This is a genomic window from Bacillus sp. z33 (assembly GCF_058313615.1).
Window position 1 is genome coordinate 1160501 of the sequence record NZ_JBZFQN010000001.1, and the last position, 16875, is coordinate 1177375.

The 16875-nt window shown below is 39.8% G+C and carries 17 protein-coding genes; 3 read left to right on the forward strand and 14 right to left on the reverse strand.

The features are described from left to right. Positions 1–37 precede the first annotated feature (37 nt). Positions 38–2305, reverse strand: a complete 2268-nt coding sequence (gene secDF, locus AC4G3L_RS05505) for a protein translocase subunit SecDF (protein WP_491075965.1) — start codon at positions 2303–2305, stop codon at positions 38–40. Between the two features lie 236 nt (positions 2306–2541). Next, on the reverse strand, positions 2542–2856 hold the full coding sequence (locus AC4G3L_RS05510) for a post-transcriptional regulator (protein ID WP_491075966.1): 315 nt from the start codon (positions 2854–2856) through the stop codon (positions 2542–2544). A 128-nt stretch (positions 2857–2984) separates the two neighbouring features. On the opposite strand from AC4G3L_RS05510, the gene spoVB reads away from it, so the two are divergent. Beyond that, positions 2985–4550, forward strand: a complete 1566-nt coding sequence (gene spoVB, locus AC4G3L_RS05515) for a stage V sporulation protein B (RefSeq protein ID WP_491075967.1) — start codon at positions 2985–2987, stop codon at positions 4548–4550. Positions 4551–4565: 15 nt separating this feature from the next. On the opposite strand, the gene AC4G3L_RS05520 is transcribed toward spoVB, so the two are convergent. Continuing rightward, positions 4566–5210, reverse strand: a complete 645-nt coding sequence (locus AC4G3L_RS05520; RefSeq protein ID WP_491075968.1) for a DUF421 domain-containing protein — start codon at positions 5208–5210, stop codon at positions 4566–4568. 151 nt (positions 5211–5361) lie between these two features. Here AC4G3L_RS05520 and AC4G3L_RS05525 point away from each other — a divergent pair, with 151 nt between their 5' ends. Further along, on the forward strand, positions 5362–5757 hold the full coding sequence (locus tag AC4G3L_RS05525; RefSeq protein WP_491075969.1) for a TIGR04086 family membrane protein: 396 nt from the start codon (positions 5362–5364) through the stop codon (positions 5755–5757). Between the two features lie 41 nt (positions 5758–5798). Here AC4G3L_RS05525 and yajC read toward each other — a convergent pair whose 3' ends face one another. The 9 genes from yajC to safA all read right to left on the reverse strand — a co-directional run bounded on the left by yajC (position 5799) and on the right by safA (position 14684). Beyond that, on the reverse strand, positions 5799–6080 hold the full coding sequence (gene yajC, locus AC4G3L_RS05530) for a preprotein translocase subunit YajC (protein WP_491075970.1): 282 nt from the start codon (positions 6078–6080) through the stop codon (positions 5799–5801). Between the two features lie 36 nt (positions 6081–6116). Then, positions 6117–7256 carry a tRNA guanosine(34) transglycosylase Tgt gene (gene tgt, locus AC4G3L_RS05535; protein ID WP_491075971.1) on the reverse strand — a complete coding sequence of 380 codons (1140 nt, stop codon included), beginning with the start codon at positions 7254–7256 and terminating at the stop codon, positions 6117–6119. A 23-nt stretch (positions 7257–7279) separates the two neighbouring features. After that, on the reverse strand, positions 7280–8308 hold the full coding sequence (queA, locus tag AC4G3L_RS05540) for a tRNA preQ1(34) S-adenosylmethionine ribosyltransferase-isomerase QueA (RefSeq protein ID WP_491075972.1): 1029 nt from the start codon (positions 8306–8308) through the stop codon (positions 7280–7282). A gap of 166 nt (positions 8309–8474) precedes the next feature. Further along, on the reverse strand, positions 8475–8681 hold the full coding sequence (locus AC4G3L_RS05545) for a DUF2905 domain-containing protein (protein ID WP_491075973.1): 207 nt from the start codon (positions 8679–8681) through the stop codon (positions 8475–8477). After that, a complete protein-coding gene (gene ruvB, locus AC4G3L_RS05550; RefSeq protein ID WP_491076243.1) occupies positions 8678–9664 on the reverse strand; it encodes a Holliday junction branch migration DNA helicase RuvB in 987 nt (328 codons plus the stop codon). The genes AC4G3L_RS05545 and ruvB overlap by 4 nt, the downstream gene beginning before the upstream one ends. Before the next feature lie 28 nt (positions 9665–9692). Beyond that, entirely contained in the window at positions 9693–10304 is a 612-nt protein-coding gene (gene ruvA / locus AC4G3L_RS05555) for a Holliday junction branch migration protein RuvA (RefSeq protein WP_491075974.1), read from the reverse strand. A 160-nt stretch (positions 10305–10464) separates the two neighbouring features. Beyond that, positions 10465–11010 (reverse strand): BofC C-terminal domain-containing protein, encoded by a 546-nt coding sequence (locus AC4G3L_RS05560; protein WP_491075975.1) that lies wholly within the window; start codon positions 11008–11010, stop codon positions 10465–10467. Positions 11011–12114: 1104 nt separating this feature from the next. Beyond that, positions 12115–13089 carry a phosphotransferase gene (locus tag AC4G3L_RS05565; RefSeq protein ID WP_491075976.1) on the reverse strand — a complete coding sequence of 325 codons (975 nt, stop codon included), beginning with the start codon at positions 13087–13089 and terminating at the stop codon, positions 12115–12117. Next, a complete protein-coding gene (gene safA, locus AC4G3L_RS05570; RefSeq protein ID WP_491075977.1) occupies positions 13086–14684 on the reverse strand; it encodes a SafA/ExsA family spore coat assembly protein in 1599 nt (532 codons plus the stop codon). The genes AC4G3L_RS05565 and safA overlap by 4 nt, the downstream gene beginning before the upstream one ends. 173 nt (positions 14685–14857) lie before the next feature. Between safA and AC4G3L_RS05575 the strand changes: the two genes are divergently transcribed. Further along, positions 14858–15391: a transcription repressor NadR gene (locus AC4G3L_RS05575; protein WP_491075978.1), complete on the forward strand. Its 534-nt coding sequence runs from the start codon at positions 14858–14860 to the stop codon at positions 15389–15391. A 109-nt stretch (positions 15392–15500) separates the two neighbouring features. On the opposite strand, the gene pheA is transcribed toward AC4G3L_RS05575, so the two are convergent. Together pheA and AC4G3L_RS05585 are read right to left on the reverse strand one after the other, a co-directional pair. Further along, positions 15501–16352, reverse strand: coding sequence for a prephenate dehydratase (gene pheA, locus AC4G3L_RS05580; protein ID WP_491075979.1), 852 nt, complete (start codon positions 16350–16352; stop codon positions 15501–15503). 66 nt (positions 16353–16418) lie between these two features. Then, on the reverse strand, positions 16419–16871 hold the full coding sequence (locus AC4G3L_RS05585) for an ACT domain-containing protein (protein ID WP_491075980.1): 453 nt from the start codon (positions 16869–16871) through the stop codon (positions 16419–16421). Between the last annotated feature and the right edge of the window lie 4 nt (positions 16872–16875).

Below are 16875 nucleotides of genomic sequence, written 5' to 3' on the forward strand. Positions count from 1 at the left end.
AAAAGTGTGGAATGGGGATTTGTTTTGTTGAATTACATTATACTTGCGGTTCATCTGTGTTAACACGTTTTTCTTTGTATGTCTTGATAACACCTTTTTTCTTCAGCTCTTTGCCTTTTAAGATGCCATATATAGGTGCTGCAAGCAAAATAGAAGAATACATACCTGTTACCAAACCGATTAGTAGAGCAAAGTTAAAATTAAAGATTGATTCGCTTCCAAGGAACATCATCGCCAACACGGTAATTAATACGGTTAATACTGTATTGATAGATCTGACCATTGTTTGACGAACACTGATATTAATAATCTCATTAATTTCTTCCTGAGTCTTAATACGTTTTTTCATTTGCATATTTTCTCTAATACGATCAAACGTAACGATTGTATCATTAATCGAGTATCCAATAATAGTTAATACAGCAGCTATAAATGTTAAGTCCACTTCAATTCTAAAAATACTAAATACCGTTATAATCATAAACGCATCATGCAAAAGCGCCAATATAGAAGGAAGTGCCATTCTCCATTCAAATCGGAGCGTTGCATAAATAACAATACCAATTGAAGCAATTGCTACGGCAATCAGCGCATTTTTGGCTAACTCCTTACCAATAGTCGGGGATACCGTACTGATATTTGGATTATGTCCATACTTGGTATCAAAGTATTTATTTAAATCAGCTATTTCATCTTTTGAAAAGACATCTTTTGTCCGCACGACAGCCGATTTATTATCCACGCCTGCCATAACGATATCTTGTGATTCAATTTTGTTTTCAGTAAGATCTTTTTGGATTTCCTCTACTGTTAGTTCTTTATCAGCATTGATTTGAATTCGGGACCCGCTGGAAAAATCGATTCCTGTATTTAATCCATTTATAAATAAGGATCCAATTCCAATCAAGGTTAACAGAATTGAAAAGATAAAAAATTTCTTAGCAGGCTTAATGAAATCCCATTTATCAAATTTGGTAGGTAAGTATTTATCCTTTTTAAATTCATTTAGGTTATGGATTTCGCTTTTCTTAACCCCGAACCAGCCTGGCCGGTTGTTAAGGAAGTTACTGTTCACCCATAAGCCCATAATTAATCTTGTCCCATACACAGCCGTTATAAAGCTGACTAATATGCTGACAATCAAACTGGTCGCAAAACCTTTGACTGAGCTTATTCCGAAAAAGAACAAAACAGCCGCTGCAAGTAAGGTTGTAATATTAGCATCCGTGATTGTGGCTAAAGAGTGCTTATTCCCCTCTTTATAGGCTGCCTTAATGGACCGTCCCTTACGAATTTCATCCCGGATCCGTTCATTTGTAATAATATTTGCATCAACTGCCATTCCTACCCCTAGTATGAGGGCAGCTATACCTGGCAATGTAAGAACTGCATTCATCCAATCAAATATGAGAATGACTAAATAAATATAGGCAGATAATGATACAACCGCAATCGCGCCTGGGAAACGGTAATAAGCAACCATAAAAATAAAGATTGCCAAGATCCCAACAATTCCGGCTAAAACCGTTTTATTTAATGCTTCTTCACCGAATTTAGCACCGACCGATGTTGAATAGATTTCATCTAGTTTAACCGGCAGGGCACCAGCATTTAAAATTTCAGCGAGGTCTTTAGCCTCTTCTACAGTGAAGTCACCTGAGATGACGGCTGTATCTGAATTAATCACTTGATTCACATTTGGTGCAGAAATAAATTTAGGATCTTCTTTTGTTATCTCTTCTTTATAGGAGTCTTTTCCTTCTTCAAAATCCAGCCAAATAGCTAACTGATTCTCTGGAGCCATGGCCAATACTTCACTTGTAACCTGTCCAAATTTATCTGCATCTTTTAATTGGACCTGTACAATAGGCTGATTTGTTTGACTATCAAAGGATTGGCTCGCTCCTCCTTCTTTTAGATCCCCACCATCCATTTTCACTTTATCGTTCACATCACGAAAAGTTAAATTAGCTTGCGTTGAAAGAAGTTCCCTTGCCTTCTCTTGATCATCTACACCTGCAAGCTGTACACGAATCCTATTTCCGCTTTCAACTTGAATACTCGGCTCACTGACACCGAGAACATTGATTCTTCGGTCCAATGCACTGGCAGTAGCCGCCATTGCTTTTTCATCAATTTTCTGTCCATCTTTAGCCGGCTCAACTTTATAAAGAACTTCAAACCCGCCTTGTAAATCAAGGCCCAGCTTAATATTATGCATTATATTAGACGTTGTTCCACCAAGGGTAACTCCTAATACGATTACAATAAGGAAGAAAGCCAGGATTCTACTTCTTTTAACCATTATGTAAATAGCCTCCTAATCAAAATTTCCCGATTGAAGCAGCATGGAAGGACGCTACTTTAATAAAACATAATTATCCGATATATTCGGTTCCTAAGTTTTATTCCAGTTGTTTCAATCTTTAAAATTTAATTTTACCGTTCTTATTATGAAAGATAGAATACAAAGTGTCAATTTGATTCGACAAAGATTGGTAATTACGGTTTGGGTAGATATCACTTTATCTTATTGAAAAATCAGGAAAATAAATCTCTGAATTCTCCCAAACCGGAAGCCATATTTTTCTTCATAGCCTCTCCTTCTCGTAATGCCTCCATGGTTACATAGTTCATAAAATCTGCCACTTTAATACTCATAATATCCTGAAAAACTTCATGTGACCGTATTTCAAGATTTGGTTTCTTCCACTTTTTCTTCGTCAAATACATCCAAATATCGTTTACTTCAACTTCTGGATAACCTAACAACTGAAATTCTTCCTGTTTACTTTCTAAAGCGAGTATCATTTCTGAACGAAATTTCTCGTACGGATGCTGTTTGTCCAATTTCATCGTCCTCCAACCTTCAATTTCATGGATTTCACACTTTATTGTGTGAAGCTTGTCATGGTTAGTCCATTTGCATGCATATAAATAATTGTATATGATTGCTGCTCGTTTGAGAAGGAGGGAGGAATTGAATGTCCAAGTTTATAAGGGGGACTGTAATCTTATTGATTGCAGGATTCATTACAAAGATTTTAGGATTTATAAATCGAATCGTGATTGCCCGCTTTATTGGTGAAGAGGGTGTTGGTCTATATATGATGGCCTTGCCATCATTATATTTAGTTATTGCTGTGGTACAGCTTGGGATGCCAATTGCCATCTCAAAATTTGTGGCAGAGGCATCATCAAAGGGGGATCATCAAAAAACGAAGAAAATACTGGTTGTTTCCTTATGCGTAACAGGAGGCCTATCGCTTATTTTCACTCCTCTGTTATTTATGCTTGCTCCCTATCTATCAACACATGTCTTTACAGACTCCCGTACTTTACTGCCGTTATTGGCAATCGCACCAATCGTTCCAATTACGGCTGTTTCAGCGGTCTTGCGCGGATACTTTCAAGGGAAACAAAATATGAAGCCGTATGCTATCTCAAATATTATTGAACAAGTTGTACGTATTTCGATGATTGCAGCAATGACGAAAGCCTTTTTACCCTATGGAATTGAATATGCAGCTGCAGGTGCCATGATTGCTTCAGTCATTGGAGAAATTGCCTCTTTGCTCTATTTAATGTTGATGTTCAAATTCAAAAAGAAATTTAAGCTTAGAAAACAGTTTTTCAGCTATGTTTCATCTGGTAAAGATACACTAAAGGAGCTTTTATCAATCGCTATTCCTACTACAGGGAGCAGAATGATTGGGTCAGTTACGTGGTTTATCGAACCGATTGTTGTGGCAAGAAGTCTTTTGGCAGCGGGGGTTGCGACAGGCATGGCAACTGCACAATATGGTGAACTGGCAGGATATGCTGTACCATTGCTCATGCTCCCTTCCTTTATCACCCATTCGCTTGGAACCTCATTAGTTCCTGCTGTCAGTGAAGCCTATTATAAAGGCAATATCAAACAAGTGATTCACCGATTGCAGCAGTCACTGCGATTTGCCTTTTTAAGCGGTTCTCTTGCCCTCGTTACTCTGTATGTATTGGCTGAACCAGTCATGCAGGTCATGTATCATAATAGCCATGCCAGTATATATGTAAAATTTATGGCACCCTTTTTTTTACTCTTCTTCTTCCAGGGCCCCTTACAGGCTACTTTGCAGGCCCTAAATATGGCCAGAGCGGCGATGTTTAACAGTCTAATTGGATCAGTCATAAAAATCATCCTTATTATAACGCTCGTAACCCAGCCGAATATTGGGATTATGGGAGCTGCTATCGCCATTTGTGTATCTACAGTTTTGGTTACACTTTTACATTTTGCTACCGTTATGAAGAAAGTCCACTTAACGATTTACTTGCACGAATACATTATGGCTCTCGTCGTCATGTCCATTTCTGGATTAATTGGACATATGCTCTTTGAACAGTGGTCAGTCGGAGTCCCATTAATCCAACGTTTAATTCTTTCTGCCGCTGTTATTGTAACTGTCTTTGCTATAGGCTGTTTATTAACAGGCTTAATACGAAAAAAGGAAATCAGAAGAGTCCCTAAGATTGGTCCTCTTTTATCTAAATTAGCTTTATTCCCATAATAATCCAGATTAATCCTATTTAATAATGAATAATTCACCGTCTTCTATACTGCAAAAGAAGATCTGTTTTATATTTGAATATCCTTTTTTCGCCAACTCTTGCGTGAGCCAGCTTTCTGATTTTCCAATCTCTTTTAGATTTTGCTTCTGGATTATTCCATCTTGAATAAGTGGAAAGACGAGACCTGGCTTCCCATGCTTTTTGTTTGTTTCCTTCTTGTAGATCGACAATTTCCCTGAAGGCTCAAAGATCGCGTATTCAACATCACTCATTTTCTCTACTTGCTCGTCACGTAATTGCATAAGCAAATCATCAAAATTATAACGCAGCTTTCTCATTGCATTTTTATCAATTCTACCTTTATGAATAATAATAGATGGTTTTCCATCAAGCAATTTACGGAAGAATGGCCATTTAAGTGATATAAAGGCAAACGTAATTTGAATGATAGATAAGGTCGCTATTGGTAAAATCGATTTCCACATACTATCGTCTTGATTTTCAATTGCTATAACAGCTATATCTGCCATCATCATAAAAACAATTAAATCAAGCAGACTAAGTTCCCCTATTTCCCGTTTTCCCATAATTCGAAAAACCAACAAGATAATCAAGTATATAAGGCCCGTACGACCCATAATTTCAAGTAAACCGAGCATCCTTTCTCTCCCCTTTAATCACATGCTCCAATTAGTGTGCAGTTAAAATGCAAAAAATAGTCATTTAATTAACGGGTTGTACAAAAAATCATTCTAAAAAAAATTGCTCAGAATAAATTATGTATAAAGACTTGAATAGACTTAAAAGGGGTTGATTCTAATCGGAACGAAAAACATGGGTTCAGCCATCATGTATGGGGTTGTAACTATCTTTATTATGGCTGCTTCGTTTAGCTTATTATTTTCATTACTGCTCAGATTCACCAGTATTTCCGAATCTTCATTAACGTACATCATCATGGCTCTTTCTTTTTTAACTTTGTTTATTGGAGGTTTTATATCCGGCGGAAAAGGAAAAAAGCAAGGATGGCTGCTCGGAGGCGGTACAGGCCTTATCTATACCTTAATTGTTTTCCTCTATCAATACCTAGGCCTTGAGAGCGTTTTTACATCCAGGCAGCTTATCTATAATGGCTGTTTTATTATTACAGCAATGATGGGCGGTGTATTAGGTGTAAATATGAGTGGAGGGTCTTCAAGAGATTAAGAAAAAACCTAGCCTTATGGCTAGGTTCTCTTTTTCACATATTAATTTTCTACCACTGGACTCTCTTTTTTCTCAACCAATTGGGAAATAGATCTTCTCTCAAATGTTAGACGAGAACCGTCTGGGCTCTTAATGATAACAGTGCCATCATTAATTGAATCTACAGTTCCATGAAGACCGCCAATCGTCACGACTTTATCGCCTCTTTGCAAGGCAGCTTGCATTTGATCAGTAGCTTTTTGTCTCTTTTGTTGAGGACGAATTAATACAAAGTAGAAAAACACCAACAATAAGATTGGTAACAAAAATTGTGATAGTACCATTTTATTTTCACTCCTTTCGACGCTTTATAGGAACGGTTAGAAGTTTTTTGCGTTTGGTTTATTAAACCCGTAATTCTCAAAAAATTCTTCCCTAAAGTCTCCAAGCCGATCTTCTCTGATAGCTTGTCGAACTTGCTCCATTAAGTTTAGCAGAAAATATAGATTATGATAAGAGGTTAAGCGAATTCCGAATGTTTCGTCACATCTGATAAGGTGGCGAATATACGCTCTTGAATATGTTTTACAAACATGGCAGTCACAATTCGGATCCAATGGACCAAAATCCAAAGAATATTTGGCATTCTTAACCACTAATCTTCCTTCAGATGTCATCAATGTGCCATTGCGGGCAATTCTCGTTGGCAATACGCAGTCAAACATATCAATCCCACGCATTGCTCCATCTATTAAGGAGTCCGGAGAACCTACACCCATTAAATAACGTGGTTTATCAGCCGGTAATAATGGAGTCGTGAATTCAAGAGCACGGTTCATTACATCCTTCGGTTCACCTACACTCAATCCGCCAATTGCATATCCCGGGAAATCCAAGGATACTAAATCTTTAGCACTTTGGCGGCGGAGATCTTCATATTCTCCCCCTTGTACAATACCAAATAAACCTTGATCATTTGGTCTTTCGTGTGCCTTTAGGCAGCGTTCTGCCCATCTGGAGGTTCTCTCAACCGATTTCTTCATATATTCGTGTGAAGCTGGATATGGAGGACATTCGTCAAATGCCATCATAATGTCAGATCCTAAAATATTTTGGATTTCCATCGCCTTTTCAGGAGATAAAAATAATTTATCGCCGTTTAAATGGTTACGGAAATGTACGCCTTCTTCTTCAATTTTTCTGAATTGACTCAGACTGAATACTTGGAAACCGCCGGAATCAGTTAAAATCGCACGATCCCAGTTCATAAATTTGTGCAATCCACCGGCAGCTTTAATCACTTCTGTACCAGGGCGCAGCCATAGGTGATACGTATTACCCAAAATAATATTGGCACCCATTTGCTTTAATTCTTCCGGTGACATCGTTTTAACTGTAGCCAAAGTTCCTACAGGCATAAAAGCGGGTGTTTCAAAAGTTCCATGCGGTGTATGGACTCGTCCCAAACGGGCTCCTGTTTGTTTACATGTTTTAATTAATTCATAACGGATTGCTGTCAATCGTGATACTCCTCTCAAAAATCTTACTTAATAAACATTGCATCGCCAAAGCTAAAGAATCTATATTGCTCACGAACAGCTGTATTATAGGCATTTAATACATGTTCACGCCCTGCAAGTGCACTGACCAACATAATTAATGTGGACTTAGGCAAGTGAAAATTCGTAATCATTCCATCAATCGCTTTAAATTCAAATCCTGGATAAATAAAAATGTTAGTCCATCCGCTCGCTTCAGCAAATACACCATTATAATCTCTCGCAATTGTTTCAAGGGTACGCGTGGAGGTTGTTCCTACCGAGTATATTTTGCCTCCCTCATCCCTAACCCGATTCAGAAGCTCAGCTGTTTCAGCATTCATTTGATAAAATTCTGAATGCATATCATGCCCTTCAATTGTATCGGAGGAAACCGGACGGAATGTTCCGAGCCCGACATGAAGCGTAATAAAGGCTAAATGAACACCCATTTCTTTAATCTCGGAAAGAAGTTCTTCCGTAAAGTGCAATCCGGCTGTTGGCGCGGCTGCCGACCCTTCTTCTCTTGCATACACGGTTTGATACCGGTCCTTATCAGATAATCTTTCTTTTATATACGGAGGTAAAGGCATTTCACCCAGTTCCTCTAATACTTCATAAAAGATACCTTCATAATTAAATTCAAATTCTCTGCCGCCATGCTCCATCTCTTTTACACAAACAGCTGTAAGCTGACCATCTCCAAACACAACCTCCGTTCCAACTCGAATACGTTTAGCTGGTTTGGCAAGTGTTTCCCATACGTCCCCTTTGATTTGTTTCAAAAGAAGAAGCTCTATATGGGCACCTGTATCCTTCTTCTCACCATGCAGCCTGGCCGGCAATACTTTGGTATCGTTTAGGACAAGGCAATCTCCAGGTTTTAAAAATTCTTTAACATGCTTAAACTGGGTATGATCCAGATGACCTGTTTCTTTATCGAGGACCATCAGCCTGCTTTCTTCACGTTTTTCAAGCGGGGTTTGAGCAATTAATTCTTCAGGTAAATGAAAATCAAATAAATCTACTTTCATGGTGACACTTCCATTTCTTTAACTAGTAATCAAGCAGCGCGCATTGTGGTGGATACTTGCATATCCATCCATAAGCCAACTGCTTCATGCTTACCATTCATGTGGACTGGCCTCAATATCTATTCCTTAAAAAATCAGGAATTTTGCGGACTCTCGGAACAACCATTCATTTAAAACGGCTGATGATATAAAATAATCCAGATAATAAAATACTGACAATAATAGATGTCATAATCGGAAAATAAAATGTAGTATTTCCTTTTTTAATCAGAATATCACCAGGAAGACGTCCTATTTTAATGTATTGCATGAGAAAACCAACCACAAAAATGGCCACACCTATCATCATAATCGTTTTTGGCAAATGATTCATGAATTTGGCACTTCCATATTAAAGTGGCGATACACATGTTCAGTCACAATACGGCCGCGAGGGGTACGCTGCATAAATCCGATCTGCATCAAATAGGGCTCGTATACATCTTCTATCGTGCCAGATTCTTCACCAATTGTGGCTGCAATCGTATCTAACCCCACAGGTCCACCTTTAAACTTCTCTATGATTCCCAGCAATAATTTTCTATCAATCTGGTCAAGTCCAACTTTATCAACCTGCATCAGTTCCAATGCATAATCAGCTAAACCATATTGAATATCTCCGTCGCCTCGTACCTGTGCAAAGTCACGCACTCTCCTAAGCAGCCTGTTTGCGATCCTTGGAGTTCCCCTTGAACGGCGGGCAATTTCGTTCGCTGCTGTTTCTTCAATCACGATGTCCAACACTTGGGCTGTACGTGTAACAATCTCCTGTAATTGAGACTCTGTATAGTACTCCAATCTGGAAATGACTCCGAAACGGTCACGTAACGGCGCTGATAAAGCACCAGCCCTTGTTGTGGCACCCACAAGGGTAAAAGGAGGCAAATCCAATCGTACAGAACGTGCACCCGGTCCCTTACCGATTACGATATCGAGACAAAAATCCTCCATCGCAGGATAAAGTACTTCTTCAACAGACTTTGGCAGACGGTGAATTTCATCAATAAATAGAACCTCACCAGGTTGAAGAGAGCTTAATATAGCAGCTAAATCGCCGGGACGCTCAATAGCAGGTCCTGAGGTTGTCCGAATTTGCACTCCCATCTCATTGGCTATGATTGTAGCTAAAGTCGTTTTCCCAAGTCCAGGCGGTCCGTACAGCAACACATGATCAAGCGCTTCTTCTCTCATTCTGGCTGCTTCAATAAAGACACGGAGATTTTCCTTTACTTTATCTTGCCCGATATATTGTTCAAGTGAATGGGGTCTCAGACTAAATTCAAACGCCTCATCCTGATTTTGTGCCTGCAGGTCCATGATTCGTTCATCCAAGTTTCTCCACCTCCTATTTCAACATAAGCTGTAATGCACCTTTAATATATTCCTCTGTCGTTTTCTCTTCTTTTTCAAGCTTCGGCACTACTTTTTTAACTTCCTTCTCAGAATAACCAAGTGCCTGTAAAGCTAGCAATGCTTCCTCTAATGCTATATTCTTGGTTGAATAACTCAATTCTTTGCCATCTGCGGTTTGGAATAAATCAGGGAACGCATCCGGGGAAACATCCTCAAGTTTTCCTTTTAAATCAAGAATCATCTGTCTTGCTGTTTTCTTCCCGATACCCGGGAATTTAACAAGAAATTTTTCATCCTCAGCCTCAATAGCCTCCACGACCTGATCGACTCTTCCGCTCGCAAGTACAGCCAGCGCACCCTTTGGCCCGATGCCTGTGACATTCAATAATTTAATAAATAATTTCTTTTCTTCTCTTGAATTAAAACCGTACAGTGCCTGTAAATCTTCCCGTACATAATGGTGTACATAGATTTTCTTTTCCTCTTTTGTACCGGAAAACACAAACGGATTTGGCGCATGAATTAAATAACCAATCCCATTCGCTTCGACTACTATATATTCAGGACAGACATAGTCTATCCGACCTTTAATAAAATCGTACAACGTCTACCTCTCCTCCAATTCGACTGTAAACCATTGTACCACACTACAATTAACCATCATACACCAGCAGCACAAATGTTTGATTTTTGAGCGAATGATTTTTAAAGTGAACGTCTAAAAGAGCTGTCGCAAAATGAACGATCAGCTCTTTTAAAAATTATTAAAGCTTTTTGGAAGCCGGGGTTGAATAATTTTTATATACTTCTAAAAACTTAAGATATCTTTCTTTGTTTACAATTTTTACACCACTTTGCAATTCCGATTTTTTATTAGTCTCCAGCTTCTTCAAATCAATTTGATAGAAAGATTGGATGATTTGTTCCTTAGCGGGTTTACCGTTAAAAATCGTAATCGTACCATCAGATTTAATTCCAAAATATCCGTTCCCCTTTAATAAAGGAGAAATATCATCAACATATGTTTGGAACACAAGCTGCTCGTCATTTTGATCTACCAATAGCCACTTATCATATTTTCTCCAAAAATCATCCATTGAAATGATGGTTTCTTCAATTTTTTCTTCGCTCATCTCTCCATCCAAATAAACACGCTGAAGTATGACTGTTCGCTGGATTGGAGCCATACCAAGGACCGGACTATCCTGACCGTAATCGATTCTATCCGCCATACCTGCGTGATCATTCATACCTGGGATAGCCATCAAACACAACAAACACGCTACCAGGAATAAGTACCGCCCATTCATCTAACCCACCTCACTAGGATGTATAATCACAACTCCCCAACAGTATCCCCCAAAAAATAGAAAGTAATACGAAAAGCTGAAGGGACTGTTCAGCTCCGACAAGCATAAGGAGAGGCGCGTAGGGAGGTGTCTTTTCCTCCCGTAGTGGCTATCCTTATGACCTCGAGGAGCTAGGAGCTGAAGCCGGATTATACGAAAAGCTGAAGGGCCTTGAATTAAGGAACGAAGACTAAATTCGCCACGTCCTGTTGGCAACGTCTTCATGACCTACATCATGTAGGCCCGCGAGGAGCATAAGACAGAGGCACGTAGGGGACGTTCCTCCCCCGCAGTGTCTATACTTATGTCCTGAGCTTCTAGCCACTGAAGCTGGATCATACAAAGTGCTGAAGGGCCTTGAATTAAGGAACGAAGACTAAATTCGCCACGTCCTGTGGCAACGTCTTCATGACCTACATCGTGTAGGCCCGTGAGGAGCATAAGACAGGGGATCGGAAGGAGGTGTTCTTCCCTCCTGCAAAGGCCATGCTTATGTCCCGAACTCCTAGGCCCTAGCCGGATTATACAAAGTGCTGAAGGGACTGTTCAGCTCCGACAAGCATAAGGAGAGGCGCGTAGGGAGGTGTCTTTTCCTCCCGTAGTGGCTATCCTTATGACCTCGAGGAGCTAGGAGCTGAAGCCGGATTATACGAAAAGCTGAAGGGCCTCGCTCAGCCGCGACAAGCATAAGAGGAGGTGCGCAGGGAGAGCGCCTTTTCTCTCCCGTAGCAGCTACACTTATGTCTCGAGCGGTTAGGCCCTGAAGCTGGATCATACGAAAAGCTGAGGTGACTGTTCAGGTCCGACAAGCATAAGTGGGAGACACGTAGGGGATGCTCTTCCCCCGCAGTGGCTATCCTTATGTCTCGAGGGCCTAGGAGCCGAAGCTAGATCTCACGAAAAGCTGAAGGAACTTGAATTTAAGGAACGAAGACAAAATTCGCCACGTCCTGCAGGCCTTATTAGTTTCCCCAGTTGACTACAAATAAGATGAACATCGACGATGCCCATCTTTTACAATCCATTTATTAGGCATTTCAATATTCCTTTCATGCTTTTATACAATTACTTATTATAAATACTTAACTTAGACTTCAATTCTTTTAAAAAAACGATTCTCTTAGGTAAATCTGCCACTGTAATATTCCAAAGGGAGCCAAGGCGATGACTCGAACCCCATAATTGCTCACGACAGATGCGATTCCATTCCCTGTATATATCAGTTGGAAAACAAAGCCCTATTAAAAAGAATGGATTTTCTCGATATTTTTTAAACTGAGGAAAAGAAAGAATCTCTTTCAATGAGCAATTATTATATATTAGTAACCTGTTGGCATACTGTAAATAGTCAATCAGAGGCGGAGCTTTTGCCATTAAATCAAAATCGATAAGGAGTAGCTTTCCATCATCTTTTCTAAAAAAATTATGATACGCTAGGTCTCCATGAATAATAACTGGTTCTTCATCCACATCCTCAATTTCGTATGGGTCCAACTCATTTAAAACCCATTCTCCCATTCTTAAATATTCTGTCAGCACAGGCTCGGGAATAATCCTCTTCAGAATTTTAATATTGGATGAAAACTCTTCTAGTCTCTCTCTCCACTTAGAAACTTGCGAAAATGTATACTTTTTCATCGTTAAATCTTGGATCACCATAGCGGATGCTTCATGCATCTTATTTAATAATGCCAAACCCTCTAAACGTTCCGAATAGCTTTCATACGTAAAGACTCTTGGATGCTTTGTTAAGTACTCCAAAAAACCAATCGATATCCCTTTACATTCAAATGGCTTAATTTTATCGGAAAACGTATAAGCTCCTTTAAACCCGGTTTTTTGTATCTTCTGCAAAAATTCGAACTGCATGAGCAATCTTGTTTGATTCACAAATTGTTTGGCAATAAATATTCCCTTATTCGTGCTAACCTTGATGAGCCTTGGCTTTATAGCCTTCATCTCATAGATCTCAATTTTTTGCTGATTCAAATAAGTAAGGAGGCAGCCTTTGAGACTGCCCCCTTCCTGATTTCCCTTCATGATTGACCTTCTTGCTCACTACTTTCTTCTTGTGTCCTTGGCATATCAAATGTTGCTGGTTCGATATGCGGTATCACATACTGAGCATCGGGATTATAGGAAGGAGATGCCGATTCAAACTCCTGACCCCCATATCTTTGATGAAACTGAGGATCTTGATAATACGGTTGTTGAATAGCCTGTTGATACATAGGCTGATTCATACCTTGTTGTGTGAAGTCGTTCATGGACTGAGACATATCTTGCCCTTGATCTTGGAATTGGTTCATCGAATGACCCATATCCGACCCTTGCTGATGATATTGGTTCATTGAATGACCCATATCTGACCCTTGCTGATGATATTGGTTCATTGAATGACCCATACCCGACCCTTGCTGATGATATTGGTTCATTGAATGACCCATACCCGACCCTTGCTGATGGTATTGGTTCATCGGCTGATAAAAGGCACCATGTGCTCCTGACTCAGGACAGCCGCAACCCTGTGGTATATAGCCATCAAATGGAACATATTGCTGTTGTTGCTGGTAAGAATGCTCCATCATATGACTAGGGGATTCCATACCATAGTGTTCAGATTCATATCCATAATGACCATATCCCGGGTGTTGGTAGTATCCTTGCATTCCTTGTACAGGATATTGACCATGAGGGGACATGGTTTCAATTGGATTATAACCCTGCTGTTGTGGTTGATAATCACCTTGCATTCCCATCATCTGGCCTGATTCGTGTTGCTCAGTATGGAAGGTGGTGCTGTCTTCCATATCATTCCCATGCCCCCAGTAAGACTGATGATAATATGGTTGTTGATATGGTTGATGATAAGCAGGTGCAGTCATATATGGTTGATTAAAGTATGGTGGTGGGCAGGGCATGCTTGGATACATCATAACCGGCGCACAACAAGGATCATAGTACGGAACCATTGGCGGACAATATTCCGGTATATACTGCGGCATTGGCTTTGGCATTGGCTTTGGTTTTGGTTTTTCCATCTTTTTCGGTTTTTCTTTTACAATTGGCTTCTCTTTGACTTTGGGTTGTTCTTTAACCTTTGGTTTTTCTTTGACTTTTGGTTGTTCCTTAAGGTTCGGCATAGGAGGAGGTGTTTGCATTTCCATTTTAGGCATGTTCATTAAATAATAGTTATTTATATCAATTTCAGGTATAACAGGCTTTACGATAGCCTGTGGAGCAACGTATGGCATTTTTGGCTTTTCTTTGATAGGCTTCTCTTTTTTATTATCCATCTGTTGATTTGGCATCTCCTTCACTGCTTGTGGTGTCTTAATCGGCATTTCTTTTGGCTTACTTGGAGCCGGTTTCGTTTCGGGCTTTATGCTTTCCTTCATATATGCATTCCCGCTTGAAATCGGAGCTTCTTTAACTGTTCCAAAATTCACTTTTGTATCGCTCCACTTTTTTGCTGGTGCAGACGCATTTTCAGGTATCTTAATTTTCATGCCGGGCATTAGCATTTCCGGATTGCTAAGCTGTGAATTCATTTTCTTTAACATTTCATAACTAACTCCATATTTCTTTGCAATCTTCCATAATGTGTCGCCTTTTTGGACGATGTGTATCTTCACGCATAATCCCTCCTTACGCATATGTCCATATATACTATGATTGATTGGGCAGATTGCTATTGATTCATGAAAATTTATGCTGATTTGTTTCTATTTATGAAGGAAATTCCCTATGGTACAATGAAGATAAGCATATCTCAGAAAATCAAGGAGATAAGGGAGGGCAAAAGAAGATGCAGAAAAAACACACGACAGAAGACCGACGCCAAGCCATCCTAACCATTTTAAAAGAACGTCGCGAACCCATTACAGGCAGTAAGCTTTCCACTATATGTTCAGTCAGCCGCCAAATAATAGTTGGGGATATTACCGTGTTAAAAGCACGGAACGAACCCATTATTGCCACACCGAACGGCTATATTTATATAAACCAAATCAATCCAAGTACGGAACGGAAAACAATGGTTATAGCAAGTTTACATACTGCCGAACAAGCGGAAGAGGAATTATTGCTTTTAGTGGATTGCGGTGTTACCGTGAAAGATGTAAAAGTAGAGCATCCCCTGTACGGAGACCTGACCGCTTCCATTATGATCAGCAATAGAGACGATGTCCGGCAGTTTATCTCCAAGCTAAAAAATACTAAAGCCTCTCTCTTGTCCCAGCTAACAAATGGTATCCATCTCCATACAATCGAGTCAGCAAGTGAAGAAAATCTTCAGCAAGCTGTACGGGCATTAAAGGACGCAGGATTTTTGAAAGAATAAACCCAGAACTTTAAGCTCACGAACTTAAGCACTGGAAAACTCAAGAAAACGCCTATACAAAAGGACCCTTGCTACATTCAGCAAGGGTCCTAATTTTATATAAACAGATTCAACAATAACTATAATAACTGCCCATAACTGTAACCGTGCAGCCTAGGGCTTCCATTTCAGCAATGGCACCCGGCAGCAGGATATCATCCAGCTTCTGATCTACATCAATAATAAAGAAATAGTTACCGAGACCGGTCTTTAATGGTCTCGACTCAATTTTGGAAAGGTTCAGCTTCCTCCAGGAAAACGCCGATAACACTTGGTGCAAAGCGCCGGCATGGTCAGCTGGCAGCATAACCATAATCGTTGTTTTTTCTCCTTTTTGCTGGACAGTAATCATGTTATCCGATAAAGGCTTGTGTCCAAGAATGACAAACCGTGTACGATTATGAGAATAGTCATGAATATCCGACTTAACAATCGATAGACCATATTCTTCAGCTGCCATTTCATTTGCAATAGCAGCAGTCCGTTCCTCCGGATGCTCTTGTATATAGTGTGCAGCCGCAGCAGTGGAGGTTACATTTTCACAGCGTACGCCTTTCATCTCTCCATGGAGAAATTTGTGGCATTGAGCTATCGCGTGACTATGCGAAATAATTCGATCAATCCTATTTAATTTATTGACATGACTAGGGTGGACCATTAAATGTTGGCGAATCGGAGCTGAAAACTCCGCCACGATGGGAATGCGTACCTCATGGATCAAATAATCCAGCGTAATATTAACTGATCCCTCCAGCGCATTCTCCAACGGTACAACAGCATAATCAACGAACTCGTTTTCCACTGCATCCATGCATTCAGGTATTGTCATAAAAGCCTGTCTTTGACCATCGGGAAATAATTTTGATGCAGCCAAATCACAGAATGTTGCTTTTGGTCCAAGATATGCAATGCGTACGTTCACAACGTTCTCCCCCTGCTTTAAGCCTCTCTGTCTATCTGTCTATGTATTTTACATTGTTAAATCTATTCAGGCTCCAGAGCCTAAAATTTCAACCTTATCAACGAAATCCAGTCTTTTTAAACGGTTAATGAATTCATTCATTTCCATATGCATATCACCTGTATTTAACGACAGGGTTACATTTGCACGTCCCTGGATTGGGATCGTCTGATGGATGGTCAGCACGTTGCACCCTGAGGATGCAACGATACCGAGTAATTCAGAAAGCGTGCCTGATTGGTCTTCCAAATGGAAAAATAGCGTAATAATTTTTTCTTTTACAACAGAATGAAAGGGGAAAACCGTATCTCTGTATTTATAAAATGCACTTCGGCTCAAATCTACGCTTTTAACAGCATCCCATACAGAAACGGCTCTTCCTCTTTCTATCATCTCTTTAGCCTGCAAGGTTTTCTGCATCGCTTCTGGCAATACATCTTCCCGGACTAAAAAAAATTTCTTATCAGCTTTATTTTGCAAACGA

Excerpts from the sequence above, each read along its gene's own strand:
- secDF (WP_491075965.1), bottom strand. The coding sequence starts at position 2,305 with ATGGTTAAAAGAAGTAGAATCCTGGCTTTCTTCCTTATTGTAATCGTA.
- AC4G3L_RS05510 (WP_491075966.1), bottom strand. The coding sequence starts at position 2,856 with ATGAAATTGGACAAACAGCATCCGTACGAGAAATTTCGTTCAGAAATG.
- spoVB (WP_491075967.1), top strand. The coding sequence starts at position 2,985 with ATGTCCAAGTTTATAAGGGGGACTGTAATCTTATTGATTGCAGGATTC.
- AC4G3L_RS05520 (WP_491075968.1), bottom strand. The coding sequence starts at position 5,210 with ATGCTCGGTTTACTTGAAATTATGGGTCGTACGGGCCTTATATACTTG.
- yajC (WP_491075970.1), bottom strand. The coding sequence starts at position 6,080 with ATGGTACTATCACAATTTTTGTTACCAATCTTATTGTTGGTGTTTTTC.
- queA (WP_491075972.1), bottom strand. The coding sequence starts at position 8,308 with ATGAAAGTAGATTTATTTGATTTTCATTTACCTGAAGAATTAATTGCT.
- AC4G3L_RS05545 (WP_491075973.1), bottom strand. The coding sequence starts at position 8,681 with ATGAATCATTTGCCAAAAACGATTATGATGATAGGTGTGGCCATTTTT.
- ruvB (WP_491076243.1), bottom strand. The coding sequence starts at position 9,664 with ATGGACCTGCAGGCACAAAATCAGGATGAGGCGTTTGAATTTAGTCTG.
- AC4G3L_RS05560 (WP_491075975.1), bottom strand. The coding sequence starts at position 11,010 with ATGAATGGGCGGTACTTATTCCTGGTAGCGTGTTTGTTGTGTTTGATG.
- AC4G3L_RS05565 (WP_491075976.1), bottom strand. The coding sequence starts at position 13,089 with ATGAAGGGAAATCAGGAAGGGGGCAGTCTCAAAGGCTGCCTCCTTACT.
- AC4G3L_RS05575 (WP_491075978.1), top strand. The coding sequence starts at position 14,858 with ATGCAGAAAAAACACACGACAGAAGACCGACGCCAAGCCATCCTAACC.